Raw genomic sequence first — 13,401 nt, 5'->3', positions numbered from 1 at the left:
TTGCGCCGATCGCGATGGAAGAAGGTCTGCGCTTCGCTATCCGTGAAGGCGGTCGTACCGTCGGCGCCGGTGTCGTCGCCAAGATCATCGAGTAAGATCGCTGGCTTGCTATAAGCAGTAGGTGGTGCCCGGGGTGAGGGCGCCCGCTCCCGCGGAAGTCCTCGCCCCTCGTTCTTTTACCCAATGGCGGTGCAACATCGCCTCGCTCTTTTCAAGGAATCGTCATGCAGAACCAGAAAATCCGTATTCGCCTGAAGGCCTTCGACTACCGTCTGATCGATCAGTCGGCAGCTGAAATCGTTGACACTGCGAAGCGGACTGGCGCAATCGTTCGTGGTCCGGTGCCGCTGCCGACCCGTATCCAGCGCTTCGACATCCTGCGCTCGCCGCACGTCAACAAGACGTCGCGCGATCAGCTCGAAATTCGCACGCACCTGCGTCTGATGGACATCGTCGACCCGACGGACAAGACGGTTGACGCGCTGATGAAGCTCGATCTGCCGGCTGGCGTGGACGTCGAGATCAAGCTGCAATAAGCCTCACAAGGCGCCCCGCTTAACAGGTGCCGCTAAGTCTTTGATTGCTTGCGGAAAACGAAAGGCCTCGCTATAATGCAAGGCTTTTCGCGCATTTGCGCAAAAAAGTCGTGGTAGTTCGCGCTAGGCGGCTCGCGCTGTCAGCGCCAAGAAACACGGCATTTTGTAAATTAGCCCCGACCAATCGCAGTCGGGAATGGAGAAAACGATGAGCCTTGGACTCGTAGGTCGCAAGGTTGGCATGACCCGTATCTTCACGGCCGAAGGGGACTCGATCCCTGTCACCGTGCTGGACGTGTCCGACAACCGCGTGACGCAGATCAAGACTGTTGAAACCGACGGCTACACGGCTGTTCAGGTTGCTTTCGGCGCGCGCCGTGCATCGCGTGTGACGAAGCCGCTCGCAGGTCATCTCGCCAAAGCCGGCGTTCAAGCTGGTGAAATCCTCAAAGAATTCCGCATCGATGCAGCCAAGGCAGCTGAGCTGTCGAATGGCGCGATCGTTGGTCCGGATCTGTTCGAAGTGGGCCAGAAGGTCGACGTGCAAGGCGTGTCGATCGGTAAGGGCTACGCCGGCACGATCAAGCGTTATAACTTCGCTTCGGGCCGCGCATCGCACGGTAACTCGCGTTCGCACAACGTGCCGGGCTCGATCGGTATGGCGCAGGATCCGGGTCGCGTGTTTCCGGGTAAGCGCATGACCGGTCACCTCGGTGATGAAACGGTCACGGTGCAGAACCTCGAAATCGCTCGTATCGACGCTGACCGCAAGCTGCTGCTCGTCAAGGGCGCTGTCCCGGGAGCGAAGGGTGGCAAGGTTTTCGTGACGCCGGCTGTGAAGACGCCTGCGAAGAAAGGAGCGAAATAATGGAACTTAAGCTCCTGAATGCCGATGGTCAGGAAGGTGCGGCAGTCACCGCGTCGGACGTCGTGTTCGGCCGTGACTATAACGAAGCGCTGATCCACCAGATCGTGGTTGCGTACCAGGCCAATGCTCGCAGCGGCAACCGTGCGCAGAAAGACCGTGAACAGGTCCATCACTCGACGAAGAAGCCGTGGCGTCAAAAGGGTACGGGCCGCGCTCGTTCCGGTATGACGTCGAGCCCGTTGTGGCGCGGCGGTGGTCGTATCTTCCCGAACTCGCCGGAAGAAAACTTCTCGCACAAGGTCAACAAGAAGATGCATCGCGCAGGTCTCTGCTCGATCTTCTCGCAGCTGGCCCGTGAAGGCCGTATCTCGGTGGTCGACGAGCTGACGCTCGAAGCACCGAAAACCAAGCTGTTGGCCGAGAAATTCAAGGCAATGGGTCTCGAGTCCGTGCTCGTTATCACCGACACGGTTGATGAGAACCTGTACCTCGCGTCGCGCAACCTCGCCCACGTGGCGGTTGTCGAGCCGCGTTACGCCGACCCGCTGTCGTTGATCTACTTCAAGAAAGTGCTGATCACGAAGGCTGCGGTCGCCCAGATCGAGGAGTTGCTGTCATGAGCGAGATTCGCAAAAACGATCATCGTTTGATGCAGGTCCTGCTCGCGCCGGTGATCTCCGAAAAGGCGACGCTGGTGGCCGACAAGAACGAGCAAGTCGTGTTCGAAGTTGCGCCGGATGCCACGAAGCAGGAAGTGAAGGCTGCTGTCGAGCTGCTGTTCAAGGTGGAAGTCGATTCCGTCAACGTGCTGGTTCAGAAGGGCAAGGCAAAGCGCTTTGGCCGCTTCATGGGCAAGCGCAAGGACGTGAAGAAGGCGTACGTCTGCCTGAAGCCCGGCCAGGAAATCAACTTTGAAGCGGAGGCCAAGTAATCATGGCAATCGTGAAAGTTAAGCCGACTTCGCCGGGTCGCCGCGCGATGGTCAAGGTGGTGAACAAGGACTTGCACAAAGGCAAGCCCTACGCGCCGCTGCTCGACGTGCAAAAGTCGAAGGCTGGCCGTAACAACAACGGCCACATCACCACGCGCCATCAAGGCGGTGGTCACAAGCAACACTATCGCGTCATCGATTTCCGTCGCACCAAGGACGGCATTCCGGCGAAGGTCGAGCGTATCGAGTACGACCCGAACCGCAGCGCGAACATCGCGCTGGTGCTGTACGCAGACGGCGAGCGTCGCTACATCATCGCACCGAAGGGCGTGACGGTCGGCCAGCAGTTGATGTCTGGTTCCGAAGCGCCGATCCGCGCAGGCAACACGCTGCCGATCCGTAACATTCCGGTCGGTACGACGATTCACTGCATCGAAATGCTGCCGGGCAAGGGCGCGCAAATGGCGCGTTCGGCTGGTACGTCGGCGATGCTGCTGGCTCGTGAAAGCGTCTACGCGCAGGTCCGCCTGCGGTCGGGCGAAATCCGCCGCGTGCACGTCGAGTGCCGCGCGACGATCGGTGAAGTGGGCAACGAAGAGCACAGCCTCCGTCAAATCGGTAAGGCCGGCGCGAACCGCTGGCGCGGTATCCGTCCGACGGTGCGTGGCGTTGCCATGAACCCGGTCGATCACCCGCACGGCGGTGGTGAAGGCAAGACGGCAGCAGGTCGCCATCCGGTGAGCCCGTGGGGCACCCCGACGAAGGGGTACCGCACCCGCAGCAACAAGCGCACGACGAGCATGATCGTCCAGCGCCGTCACAAGCGTTAAGGAGTAGGCAATGGCACGTTCAATTAAAAAAGGTCCGTTCTGCGACGCCCATTTGCTGAAGAAAGTTGAGGCGGCTGCAGCTTCGCGTGACAAGAAGCCGATCAAAACCTGGTCGCGTCGCTCGACGATTCTGCCGGACTTCATCGGTCTGACGATCGCGGTTCACAACGGTCGTCAACACGTTCCGGTGTACGTCACGGAAAACATGGTCGGCCACAAACTTGGCGAGTTCGCATTGACCCGTACGTTCAAGGGTCACGCGGCCGACAAGAAGGCTAAGAAATAAGGGGCTATCAAGATGGAAGTGAAAGCAATTCATCGCGGTGCCCGCATCTCGGCGCAGAAAACGCGCCTTGTGGCTGACCAGATCCGCGGTTTGCCGGTCGACAAGGCGTTGAACGTTCTGACGTTCTCGCCGAAGAAGGCGGCTGGCATCGTGAAGAAGGTCGTGCTGTCGGCGATCGCGAATGCGGAGCACAACGAAGGCGCCGATATCGACGAGCTCAAGATCAAGAGCATTTACGTCGACAAGGCTGCGTCGCTCAAGCGTTTTACCGCGCGCGCGAAAGGCCGCGGCAACCGCATTGAGAAGCAATCCTGTCACATCACTGTGACGGTCGGGAATTAAGGGGTCATACGATGGGACAGAAAATTCATCCGACTGGCTTCCGTTTGGCCGTCAGCCGCAATTGGGCGTCGCGTTGGTACGCGAACAACAACAATTTCGCGGCGATGTTGCAGGAAGACATCGGTGTTCGTGAATACCTGAAGAAAAAGCTGAAGAACGCGTCCGTCGGCCGCGTCGTGATCGAGCGTCCCGCAAAGAACGCGCGCATTACGATTTACAGCTCGCGTCCGGGTGTCGTGATCGGCAAGAAGGGCGAAGACATCGAACTGTTGAAGTCGGAACTGCAGAGGCGCATGGGCGTTCCGGTTCACGTCAACATCGAAGAAATTCGCAAGCCGGAAACCGACGCGCAACTGATCGCCGATTCGATCACGCAACAGCTTGAGCGCCGGATCATGTTCCGTCGCGCGATGAAGCGTGCGATGCAAAACGCAATGCGTCTCGGTGCTCAAGGCATCAAGATCATGAGCGCCGGCCGTCTGAACGGCATCGAAATCGCTCGTACCGAGTGGTATCGCGAAGGCCGTGTGCCGCTGCATACGCTGCGTGCGGACATCGACTACGCAACGTCGGAAGCGAAGACGACGTACGGCATTATCGGCGTCAAGGTGTGGGTCTATAAGGGCGATACGCTTGGCCGCAACGATGCGCCGGTGGTTGAGGAAGTCGCCGAAGAAAAGCGTCCGCGCCGCAACGCACGTCCGGGTGGCGATCGCCGTCCGCGTCGTGACGGTGAGGGCGGCGGTCCGGCTGGTGCTCGCCGTGGCGGCCCGCGTCGTGGTGGCGCCGGCGGCGCTGGTGGCGGTGCTGCCGGCGGCGATGGCAAGACTGGAGAATAACCATGCTGCAACCGAAACGCAGGAAGTATCGCAAAGAGCAGAAGGGCCGTAACACCGGTGTGGCGACGCGCGGCAACGCCGTGTCGTTCGGTGAGTATGGCCTGAAGGCTATCGGTCGCGGCCGCCTGACCGCACGTCAGATCGAAGCGGCGCGTCGTGCAATGACGCGTCACATCAAGCGCGGCGGCCGCATCTGGATTCGCATTTTCCCGGACAAGCCGATTTCGCAAAAGCCGGCTGAAGTACGGATGGGTAATGGTAAGGGCAACCCGGAGTACTACGTCGCCGAGATTCAACCGGGCAAGATGCTGTACGAAATGGATGGCGTAACCGAAGAGCTGGCACGCGAAGCGTTCCGTCTGGCTGCAGCGAAGCTGCCGCTGAAGACGACCTTCATCGTTCGTCAGCTTGGCGCCTAAGGAGTGATGATGAAGGCATCCGAACTTCACCAGAAAGATAAGGCCGCGCTCAACAAGGAGTTGTCGGACCTGTTGAAGGCGCAATTCGGCCTGCGCATGCAGCTCGCGACCCAGCAGCTCACGAACACGAGCCAGCTGAAGAAGGTCCGTCGCGACATCGCACGTGTGCGGACCGTCCTGACTGAGAAGGCGAACCAGAAATGAACGATAGCGTAAAAACCTCGCTTAAGCGGACGCTGGTCGGCAAGGTCGTCAGCAACAAGATGGACAAGACGGTCACCGTGCTGGTCGAGCACCGCGTCAAGCACCCGATCTACGGCAAGTACGTCGTCCGGTCGAAGAAGTACCACGCTCACGACGAAGCGAACAACTATAACGAGGGCGACCTCGTTGAAATCCAGGAAACCCGTCCGATCTCGAAGACGAAGGCCTGGACGGTATCGCGCCTCGTCGAAGCTGCTCGCATCATCTAAGGTACCTGCGGCTCGTCGCTGAGTCGTTGAAGCAGTTGAAATCGCAGTAGATTGCGCTTGCGGGACCGGGATTATTTGATATAATCTCGGTCTTCCCTCTTCTGGGAGCCCAGCTGTTGCCTGCAGTTGGCAATTGCAATTTGGCAAATTAGCGGGCGAATCGTAGGTGGAAACCCTGGTGGGAAGATGGTTCGGGCGAGCAGCCTGCGCTAAATGATTCACCGGATTTGCGATGGCGGGTTTCGTTTGCCGTCGCTGCCTGTTCTAACCCAAGCAGCCGCATGGCTGACGGGACCAAGACTGACCGGCTGTGCCATGGTGGTGCAATCGGATTAAGTTGGGAAAAGTAAATCATGATCCAGACCGAAACTCGGCTTGAAGTGGCCGACAACACGGGTGCGCGTGAAGTCATGTGCATCAAGGTGCTCGGCGGCTCGAAGCGTCGTTATGCCAACATCGGCGACATCATCAAGGTGAGCGTCAAAGAGGCAACGCCGCGCGGGCGCGTCAAGAAAGGCGAGATCTACAACGCCGTAGTGGTTCGCACCGCCAAGGGCGTGCGCCGTCAAGACGGCTCGCTGATCAAGTTCGACGGCAACGCCGCCGTGCTTTTGAATACCAAGCTCGAGCCTATCGGTACCCGTATTTTCGGACCGGTCACGCGTGAGCTGCGTAGCGAACGTTTCATGAAGATCGTTTCGCTCGCGCCCGAAGTGCTGTAAGGAGCCGAGATGAACAAGATTCGCAAAGGCGACGAAGTCATCGTCACGACCGGCAAGGACAAGGGCAAGCGTGGTGTTGTGCTGGCCGTTGGCGACGAGCGTGTGACGGTTGAAGGCCTCAATATCGCCAAGAAGCATGTGAAGCCGAACCCGATGAAGGGTACGACGGGTGGTGTGGAAGCGAAGGCAATGCCGCTGCACATCTCGAACGTTGCTCTGGTCGACGCGAATGGCAAGCCGTCGCGTGTCGGCATCAAGGTCGAAGGGGACAAGAAGGTCCGGTTCCTGAAGACGACTGGTGCTGTGCTTGGCGCCTGACGCTGCGGAGTAAAAAATGGCACGTTTGCAAGAATTCTATAAAGAGAAGGTTGTCCCTGGCCTGATCGAGAAGTTCGGCTACAAGTCCGTCATGGAAGTGCCGCGCATCACGAAGATCACGCTGAACATGGGTCTTGGTGAAGCCGTCGCTGACAAGAAGATCATCGAGAACGCCGTCGGCGATCTGACGAAGATCGCGGGTCAGAAGCCGGTGATCACGAAAGCGCGCAAGGCAATCGCGGGCTTCAAGATTCGCCAGGGGTATCCGATTGGTGCGATGGTCACGCTGCGTGGCCAGGCAATGTACGAGTTTCTCGACCGCTTCGTGACGGTTGCGCTCCCGCGTGTGCGTGACTTCCGCGGTGTGTCGGGCCGTGCATTCGACGGTCGCGGCAACTACAACATCGGTGTGAAAGAGCAGATCATTTTCCCCGAGATCGACTACGACAAGATCGACGCGCTGCGTGGGCTGAACATCAGCATCACCACCACTGCGAAGACTGACGACGAAGCAAAGGCACTGCTCGCCAGCTTCAAGTTCCCGTTCAGAAACTGAGGTTACCGTGGCTAAACTGGCACTGATCGAACGTGAAAAGAAGCGTGCTCGCCTCGTAGCAAAGTACGCGGCGAAGCGTGCAGAACTGAAGGCGATCATCGACGACGCGAGCAAGTCGGACGAAGAGCGTTATGCAGCTCGTCTGGATCTTCAACAACTGCCGCGCAATGCAAACCCGACGCGTCAACGCAACCGTTGCGCAATCACGGGTCGTCCGCGTGGCACGTTCCGTAAATTCGGGCTGGCTCGTAACAAGATTCGCGAAATCGCGTTCCGTGGCGAGATTCCTGGCCTGACCAAGGCGAGCTGGTAATAGGAGAAACATAAGATGAGCATGAGTGATCCTATCGCCGATATGCTGACTCGCATCCGCAATGCGCAGATGGTCGAGAAAGTTTCGGTGACGATGCCCTCGTCGAAGGTCAAGATTGCGATCGCGCAGGTCCTGAAGGACGAAGGCTATATCGAGGACTACGCAGTGAAGTCCGAAGGCGCGAAGACCGAACTGAATATCGCGCTGAAGTACTACGCCGGCCGTCCGGTTATCGAACGCCTCGAGCGCGTGTCGAAGCCGGGTCTGCGCGTGTATCGCGGCCGCAATGAAATTCCGCAGGTCATGAACGGCCTCGGTGTTGCCATCGTGTCGACGCCGAAGGGTGTGATGACGGATCGCAAGGCACGCGCTACGGGCGTGGGCGGCGAAGTCATCTGCTACGTCGCTTAAGGCCGAAAGGAGAGAGAAACATGTCTCGAGTAGGTAAAAGCCCAATCGTGCTGAAAGGCGCCGAAGTGGCTATCAGCGGCGAGCGGATTACCGTCAAGGGCCCGCTTGGCACGATCTCGCAAAATGCGAATCGCCTCGTGAAGGTGGTCAACGACAACGGCACTGTGAAGTTCGAGCCGGTTGACGACAGCCGCGAAGCAAACGCAATGTCGGGCACGATGCGCGCGCTGGTCGCGAACATGGTGAACGGCGTAACCAAGGGTTTCGAGCGCAAGCTGACGCTGGTTGGCGTCGGCTATCGTGCGCAAGCGCAAGGCGACAAGTTGAATCTGTCGCTGGGTTTCTCGCACCCGGTGGTGCACCAGATGCCGGAAGGCATCAAGGCCGAAACCCCGTCGCAAACGGAAATCGTGATCAAGGGGATCGACAAGCAGAAGGTCGGCCAGGTTGCCGCAGAAGTGCGCGGTTACCGTCCGCCCGAGCCCTACAAGGGCAAGGGCGTGCGCTATGCCGACGAGGTCGTGATCCTCAAAGAAACGAAGAAGAAGTAAGGGTGCGCAATCATGGATAAGACTCAATCTCGCCTGCGCCGCGCTCGTCAGACGCGTATCAAGATCTCTGAGCTGCAGGTCGCACGTCTGGCCGTGCATCGCACGAATACGCACATCTATGCGCAAGTGTTCTCGCCCTGCGGCACCAAGGTGCTCGCCAGTGCGTCGACGCTCGAAGCCGAAGTGCGTGCGCAACTCGCTGATCAATCGGGCAAGGGCGGCAACGTTGCCGCTGCAACCCTGATCGGCAAGCGTATTGCTGAAAAGGCCAAGGCTGCCGGCATCGAATCCGTCGCCTTCGACCGCTCGGGTTTCCGTTACCACGGCCGCGTGAAAGCGCTGGCTGATGCGGCGCGCGAAGCCGGGCTCAAGTTCTAAGGGAAGAATTCGTCATGGCAAAGATGCAAGCGAAAGTTCAGGCTGACGAACGCGACGACGGCCTTCGCGAAAAGATGATCTCGGTCAATCGCGTGACCAAGGTGGTGAAAGGCGGCCGGATTCTCGGTTTCGCCGCACTGACCGTGGTTGGCGATGGCGATGGCCGCGTCGGCATGGGCAAGGGCAAGGCGAAGGAAGTGCCGGTTGCTGTTCAGAAGGCGATGGAACAAGCGCGCCGCAACATGTTCAAGGTGCCGCTGAAGAACGGCACGCTGCAACACGAAGTGCACGGCAAGCACGGTGCATCGATGGTCCTCCTGGCACCAGCGAAGGATGGTACCGGTGTGATCGCTGGCGGACCGATGCGCGCAGTGTTCGACGTGATGGGTGTGCAGAACGTGGTGGCGAAGAGCCACGGTTCGACGAACCCGTACAACCTCGTTCGTGCGACGCTGGATGGCCTGCGCAAGCAGTCCACGCCGGCTGATATCGCAGCGAAACGTGGTAAGTCCGTCGAAGAAATTCTGGGCTAAAGGTGGGCACGATGTCTGAAAAAACTGTGAAGGTTCAGCTCGTCAAGAGCCTGATCGGCACCCGCGAATCGCACCGTGCAACGGTGCGCGGCCTGGGCTTGCGCCGACTCAACTCGGTCAGCGAACTGCAAGACACGCCGGCTGTGCGCGGCATGATCAACAAGGTCTCGTACCTCGTTAAGGTCATTGGTTAAGCGGCTGATCGGGTACTCAAGGAGTTGATAATGGAATTGAATAACCTGAAGCCGGCAGAAGGCGCGAAGCACGCAAAGCGTCGCGTCGGCCGCGGCATCGGCTCCGGCCTCGGCAAGACCGCGGGTCGTGGTCACAAGGGTCAGAAATCGCGTTCGGGCGGCTTCCACAAGGTCGGCTTCGAAGGTGGTCAGATGCCTCTGCAGCGTCGTCTGCCGAAGCGCGGCTTCAAGTCGCTGACGAAGGAGTTCGTCGGTGAAGTGCGGCTGGGCGATCTCGAAAAGCTGCCGGTCGACGAAATCGATCTGCTCGCGCTGAAGCAAGCCGGTCTGGTCGGCGAGCTCATGAAGAGCGCAAAGATCATTGCGACGGGTGAGCTGAAGCGCAAGATCGTCGTGAAGGGTTTGGGTGCGACGAAGGGTGCGCGTGCTGCGATCGAAGCAGCGGGCGGCTCTTTTGCCGAGTAACGAGCAAGCGGATTGCCGTCACTAGCATTTGCATCGGAGAAGGTACTTGGCTAACAGTCCGAGTCTCGCAAAACCCGGTCGCGGCGCCGCGAAGTTCGGCGACCTGCGTCGGCGAGCAGTATTCCTGCTGCTGGCGCTGGTCGTCTATCGTGTCGGCGCGCATATTCCGGTGCCGGGTATCGACCCGGATCAACTGGCGAAGCTGTTCCAGAGCCAGGCAGGCGGCATCCTGGGCATGTTCAACATGTTCTCGGGTGGCGCGTTGTCGCGATTCACGGTGTTTGCGCTGGGGATCATGCCGTACATCTCGGCGTCGATCATCATGCAGTTGCTGGCGATCGTGTCACCGCAGCTCGAAGCGCTGAAGAAGGAAGGACAGGCGGGGCAACGGAAGATTACGCAATACACGCGGGTCTTCACCGTTCTGCTTGCGACGTTCCAGGCCTTCGGTATCGCAGTTGCGCTCGAGAATCAGCCGGGCCTCGTGCTCGATCCGGGCATGGTGTTTCGTCTGACGACGGTCGTGACGCTGGTAACGGGCACGATGTTCCTGATGTGGCTCGGCGAGCAGATTACCGAGCGCGGTCTGGGCAACGGTATCTCGATCATCATTTTCGGCGGTATCGCGGCGGGTTTCCCGAATGCGATTGGTGGTCTCTTCGAGCTTGTGCGCACCGGTTCGATGTCGATCATCTCGGCGATCATCGTGGTCGTTCTGATTGCGGCAGTGACGTATCTGGTGGTGTTCATCGAACGCGGTCAGCGGAAGATTCTCGTGAACTACGCCAAGCGTCAGGTTGGCAACAAGATCTACGGCGGCCAGTCGTCGCATCTGCCGCTGAAGTTGAACATGTCGGGCGTGATTCCGCCGATCTTTGCATCGTCGATCATCCTGTTTCCGGCGACGATTCTGAGCTGGTTCAGTTCGGGAGCGAGCAACGGCGGCTGGTTTGCGGACACGCTCCACAACATTGCCGAAGCGCTGAAGCCTGGTCAGCCGGTGTATGTCTTGTTGTATGCGTTGGCGATCGTGTTCTTCTGCTTTTTCTACACCGCGCTGGTGTTCAACAGCAGGGAAACGGCCGACAACCTGAAGAAGAGTGGCGCATTCGTCCCGGGCATCCGTCCGGGTGACCAGACGGCGCGCTATATCGACCGGATTCTCACGCGTCTGACGCTGGCCGGTGCGATCTATATCGTGTTTGTTTGTCTGCTGCCCGAATTTTTGGTACTGCGCTGGAACGTGCCTTTTTATTTTGGTGGAACGTCGCTGCTGATTATCGTCGTGGTCACCATGGACTTCATGGCGCAGGTGCAGTCGTACGTAATGTCGCAACAGTATGAATCGCTGCTGAAGAAAGCCAATTTCAAAGGCGGCGGCGTCCCAATGCGCTAAAGGACTTATGGCCAAAGACGATGTCATCCAGATGCAGGGCGAAGTGATTGAGAACCTGCCTAATGCTACCTTCAGGGTAAAGCTGGAGAACGGCCATGTCGTGTTGGGACATATTTCCGGAAAGATGCGGATGCACTACATCCGCATCCTGCCGGGCGACAAGGTGACGGTTGAGTTGACGCCTTACGATCTGTCGCGTGCGCGGATCGTGTTCCGGGCGAAGTGATTTGAAAAAAGGGTAATATCATGAAAGTGATGGCATCGGTTAAGCGCATCTGCCGCAATTGCAAGATCATCAAGCGCAAGGGCGTTGTGCGCGTGATTTGCAGCTCTGATCCGCGCCACAAACAGCGCCAAGGCTGAACGCCGCGCTTTTGCTTGCGCTTTTTGTTTGAGGAAAAACAATGGCTCGTATCGCAGGGGTGAATATCCCGAACCACCAGCATACCGAAATCGGCCTGACGGCTATTTACGGTATCGGCCGCACGCGCTCGCGCTTCATCTGCGAAGCGGCTGGTGTGGCATTTTCGAAGAAGGTCAAGGACCTGAACGACGCAGACCTCGAAAAGCTGCGTGAAGAAGTCGGCAAGTACATCGTTGAAGGCGATCTGCGTCGCGAAACGACGATGAACATCAAACGCCTGATGGACCTCGGCTGCTATCGCGGCGTGCGCCATCGCAAGGGTCTTCCCCTGCGCGGTCAGCGTACGCGTACCAATGCGCGCACGCGTAAGGGTCCGCGTCGCGCAGCGCAATCGCTGAAGAAGTAAGCGAGACTGACAGTTACAGGAAAACGTATGGCTAAGGCTTCGAACAACACCGCGGCGCAACGCGTTCGCAAGAAGGTCAAGAAGAACGTCGCCGAGGGCGTGGTTCACGTTCACGCGTCGTTCAACAACACCATCATCACGATCACCGATCGTCAGGGCAACGCGCTTGCCTGGGCGACGTCGGGCGGCCAGGGCTTCAAGGGTTCGCGTAAGTCGACCCCGTTTGCAGCCCAGGTTGCGGCTGAATCGGCTGGCCGCGTGGCGATGGAATACGGCGTGAAGAACCTCGAAGTGCGAATCAAGGGCCCGGGCCCGGGCCGCGAGTCTGCTGTTCGCGCGCTGCATGGTCTTGGCATCAAGATCACGGCGATCTCGGACGTGACTCCGGTTCCGCACAACGGTTGCCGTCCGCCGAAGCGTCGTCGTATCTAAGACGTGCTTTTTGCTCGCGCCTGTTTCCGCCGGGTGTTGAATCGGCGGCGACGGGCGACTTGCATTATTGAATCGACTAAGCCCACCGTTCGACCCAAAGGGTTCGGACTAGCGTGAACGCGAGTTCACGTGATCAAACATAGAAGGAACACAACGTGGCACGCTATATCGGCCCTAAAGCCAAGCTATCTCGCCGTGAAGGCACCGACCTCTTCCTGAAAAGCGCTCGCCGTTCGCTTGCCGACAAGTGCAAGCTTGACAGCAAGCCGGGCCAGCACGGCCGCACGTCGGGCGCACGTACGTCCGACTACGGCACGCAGCTGCGCGAAAAGCAAAAAGTGAAGCGCATCTACGGCGTCCTCGAGCGTCAATTCCGCCGCTACTTCGCGGAAGCCGACCGCCGCAAGGGCAACACGGGTGAAAACCTGCTGCAACTGCTCGAGTCGCGTCTGGACAACGTCGTCTATCGCATGGGTTTCGGTTCGACGCGCGCAGAAGCGCGTCAGCTCGTGAGCCATAAGGCGATTACCGTGAACGGCGTGGTCGCGAACATTCCGTCGCTGCAAGTGAAGGCAGGCGACATCGTCGCGGTGCGCGAACAGGCGAAGAAGCAGGCGCGCATTCTCGAAGCGCTGTCGCTGGCCGAGCAAGGTGGTTTGCCGAGCTGGGTCGCTGTCGACACGAAAAAGTTCGAGGGCACGTTCAAGCAGATGCCGGAACGCAGCGACATCGCTGGCGATATCAACGAAAGCCTGATCGTCGAATTGTATTCGCGCTAATCGGATTAATGGCCGGGGTACCCTGATTGCGTTGTGCAAGGGGGTGTCTCGGCTGTTTA

The 13,401-nt window shown here is 58.9% G+C and carries 28 protein-coding genes; all 28 read left to right on the top strand.

Going from position 1 to position 13,401, the window contains the following annotated elements:
• A partial coding sequence (locus tag ACYPXD_RS04570; RefSeq protein ID WP_072445389.1) for an EF-Tu C-terminal domain-related protein occupies positions 1-95 on the top strand: 95 nt, incomplete at its 5' end.
• A gap of 129 nt (positions 96-224) precedes the next feature.
• Entirely contained in the window at positions 225-536 is a 312-nt protein-coding gene (gene rpsJ / locus ACYPXD_RS04565) for a 30S ribosomal protein S10 (RefSeq protein WP_017777154.1), read from the top strand.
• Positions 537-744: 208 nt separating this feature from the next.
• Positions 745-1,404 carry a 50S ribosomal protein L3 gene (gene rplC, locus ACYPXD_RS04560; RefSeq protein WP_075159015.1) on the top strand — a complete coding sequence of 220 codons (660 nt, stop codon included), beginning with the start codon at positions 745-747 and terminating at the stop codon, positions 1,402-1,404.
• A complete protein-coding gene (gene rplD / locus ACYPXD_RS04555; RefSeq protein ID WP_459707954.1) occupies positions 1,404-2,024 on the top strand; it encodes a 50S ribosomal protein L4 in 621 nt (206 codons plus the stop codon). Before rplC ends, rplD begins: the two co-directional genes overlap by 1 nt.
• Positions 2,021-2,335, top strand: coding sequence for a 50S ribosomal protein L23 (gene rplW / locus ACYPXD_RS04550; protein ID WP_075158350.1), 315 nt, complete (start codon positions 2,021-2,023; stop codon positions 2,333-2,335). Before rplD ends, rplW begins: the two co-directional genes overlap by 4 nt.
• A 2-nt stretch (positions 2,336-2,337) precedes the next feature.
• Positions 2,338-3,165, top strand: a complete 828-nt coding sequence (rplB, locus tag ACYPXD_RS04545; protein WP_459707951.1) for a 50S ribosomal protein L2 — start codon at positions 2,338-2,340, stop codon at positions 3,163-3,165.
• 10 nt (positions 3,166-3,175) lie between these two features.
• Positions 3,176-3,451, top strand: coding sequence for a 30S ribosomal protein S19 (gene rpsS, locus ACYPXD_RS04540; protein ID WP_006998484.1), 276 nt, complete (start codon positions 3,176-3,178; stop codon positions 3,449-3,451).
• Positions 3,452-3,463: 12 nt separating this feature from the next.
• Entirely contained in the window at positions 3,464-3,793 is a 330-nt protein-coding gene (gene rplV / locus ACYPXD_RS04535; protein ID WP_004199272.1) for a 50S ribosomal protein L22, read from the top strand.
• Between the two features lie 11 nt (positions 3,794-3,804).
• The gene (gene rpsC / locus ACYPXD_RS04530) at positions 3,805-4,632 is read left to right on the top strand and encodes a 30S ribosomal protein S3 (RefSeq protein WP_219798715.1); all 828 of its coding nucleotides are present in this window, start codon (positions 3,805-3,807) and stop codon (positions 4,630-4,632) included.
• 2 nt (positions 4,633-4,634) lie between these two features.
• Positions 4,635-5,051, top strand: a complete 417-nt coding sequence (rplP, locus tag ACYPXD_RS04525) for a 50S ribosomal protein L16 (protein ID WP_075158347.1) — start codon at positions 4,635-4,637, stop codon at positions 5,049-5,051.
• Between the two features lie 9 nt (positions 5,052-5,060).
• The gene (rpmC, locus tag ACYPXD_RS04520; protein WP_075159014.1) at positions 5,061-5,255 is read left to right on the top strand and encodes a 50S ribosomal protein L29; all 195 of its coding nucleotides are present in this window, start codon (positions 5,061-5,063) and stop codon (positions 5,253-5,255) included.
• Positions 5,252-5,524, top strand: coding sequence for a 30S ribosomal protein S17 (rpsQ, locus tag ACYPXD_RS04515; RefSeq protein WP_075158346.1), 273 nt, complete (start codon positions 5,252-5,254; stop codon positions 5,522-5,524). The genes rpmC and rpsQ overlap by 4 nt, the downstream gene beginning before the upstream one ends.
• A gap of 353 nt (positions 5,525-5,877) precedes the next feature.
• Positions 5,878-6,246: a 50S ribosomal protein L14 gene (gene rplN, locus ACYPXD_RS04510; protein WP_012402188.1), complete on the top strand. Its 369-nt coding sequence runs from the start codon at positions 5,878-5,880 to the stop codon at positions 6,244-6,246.
• 9 nt (positions 6,247-6,255) lie between these two features.
• Positions 6,256-6,564: a 50S ribosomal protein L24 gene (rplX, locus tag ACYPXD_RS04505; protein ID WP_459707940.1), complete on the top strand. Its 309-nt coding sequence runs from the start codon at positions 6,256-6,258 to the stop codon at positions 6,562-6,564.
• 16 nt (positions 6,565-6,580) lie between these two features.
• Complete coding sequence (gene rplE, locus ACYPXD_RS04500) at positions 6,581-7,120, top strand: 50S ribosomal protein L5 (RefSeq protein WP_006052214.1); 540 nt, start codon at positions 6,581-6,583, stop codon at positions 7,118-7,120.
• Positions 7,121-7,127: 7 nt separating this feature from the next.
• A complete protein-coding gene (rpsN, locus tag ACYPXD_RS04495; RefSeq protein ID WP_075158344.1) occupies positions 7,128-7,433 on the top strand; it encodes a 30S ribosomal protein S14 in 306 nt (101 codons plus the stop codon).
• Between the two features lie 15 nt (positions 7,434-7,448).
• Entirely contained in the window at positions 7,449-7,844 is a 396-nt protein-coding gene (gene rpsH, locus ACYPXD_RS04490; protein ID WP_219798718.1) for a 30S ribosomal protein S8, read from the top strand.
• Between the two features lie 20 nt (positions 7,845-7,864).
• The gene (gene rplF / locus ACYPXD_RS04485; RefSeq protein WP_459707936.1) at positions 7,865-8,395 is read left to right on the top strand and encodes a 50S ribosomal protein L6; all 531 of its coding nucleotides are present in this window, start codon (positions 7,865-7,867) and stop codon (positions 8,393-8,395) included.
• Between the two features lie 12 nt (positions 8,396-8,407).
• On the top strand, positions 8,408-8,773 hold the full coding sequence (gene rplR / locus ACYPXD_RS04480) for a 50S ribosomal protein L18 (RefSeq protein ID WP_187636111.1): 366 nt from the start codon (positions 8,408-8,410) through the stop codon (positions 8,771-8,773).
• A 14-nt stretch (positions 8,774-8,787) separates the two neighbouring features.
• Entirely contained in the window at positions 8,788-9,306 is a 519-nt protein-coding gene (rpsE, locus tag ACYPXD_RS04475; RefSeq protein ID WP_167045433.1) for a 30S ribosomal protein S5, read from the top strand.
• Positions 9,307-9,317: 11 nt separating this feature from the next.
• A complete protein-coding gene (gene rpmD, locus ACYPXD_RS04470; RefSeq protein ID WP_004202755.1) occupies positions 9,318-9,500 on the top strand; it encodes a 50S ribosomal protein L30 in 183 nt (60 codons plus the stop codon).
• A gap of 30 nt (positions 9,501-9,530) precedes the next feature.
• Positions 9,531-9,965 (top strand): 50S ribosomal protein L15, encoded by a 435-nt coding sequence (rplO, locus tag ACYPXD_RS04465; protein WP_075158341.1) that lies wholly within the window; start codon positions 9,531-9,533, stop codon positions 9,963-9,965.
• A gap of 46 nt (positions 9,966-10,011) precedes the next feature.
• On the top strand, positions 10,012-11,361 hold the full coding sequence (gene secY / locus ACYPXD_RS04460) for a preprotein translocase subunit SecY (protein ID WP_459707928.1): 1,350 nt from the start codon (positions 10,012-10,014) through the stop codon (positions 11,359-11,361).
• Positions 11,362-11,368: 7 nt separating this feature from the next.
• Positions 11,369-11,587, top strand: a complete 219-nt coding sequence (gene infA, locus ACYPXD_RS04455; protein ID WP_004521905.1) for a translation initiation factor IF-1 — start codon at positions 11,369-11,371, stop codon at positions 11,585-11,587.
• 20 nt (positions 11,588-11,607) lie between these two features.
• Positions 11,608-11,724, top strand: a complete 117-nt coding sequence (rpmJ, locus tag ACYPXD_RS04450) for a 50S ribosomal protein L36 (RefSeq protein ID WP_004199844.1) — start codon at positions 11,608-11,610, stop codon at positions 11,722-11,724.
• A 41-nt stretch (positions 11,725-11,765) separates the two neighbouring features.
• The gene (rpsM, locus tag ACYPXD_RS04445) at positions 11,766-12,131 is read left to right on the top strand and encodes a 30S ribosomal protein S13 (protein ID WP_459707920.1); all 366 of its coding nucleotides are present in this window, start codon (positions 11,766-11,768) and stop codon (positions 12,129-12,131) included.
• 27 nt (positions 12,132-12,158) lie between these two features.
• Positions 12,159-12,563, top strand: coding sequence for a 30S ribosomal protein S11 (gene rpsK / locus ACYPXD_RS04440; RefSeq protein WP_017777173.1), 405 nt, complete (start codon positions 12,159-12,161; stop codon positions 12,561-12,563).
• 155 nt (positions 12,564-12,718) lie between these two features.
• Entirely contained in the window at positions 12,719-13,342 is a 624-nt protein-coding gene (gene rpsD / locus ACYPXD_RS04435; protein WP_459707917.1) for a 30S ribosomal protein S4, read from the top strand.
• The last annotated feature ends 59 nt before the right edge of the window (positions 13,343-13,401 follow it).

The sequence above is a fragment of the Paraburkholderia sp. 2C genome (assembly GCF_054589215.1).
The sequence above is the reverse complement of the archived record's forward strand: the minus strand, read 5'-3'. Positions and strand labels throughout refer to the sequence as shown.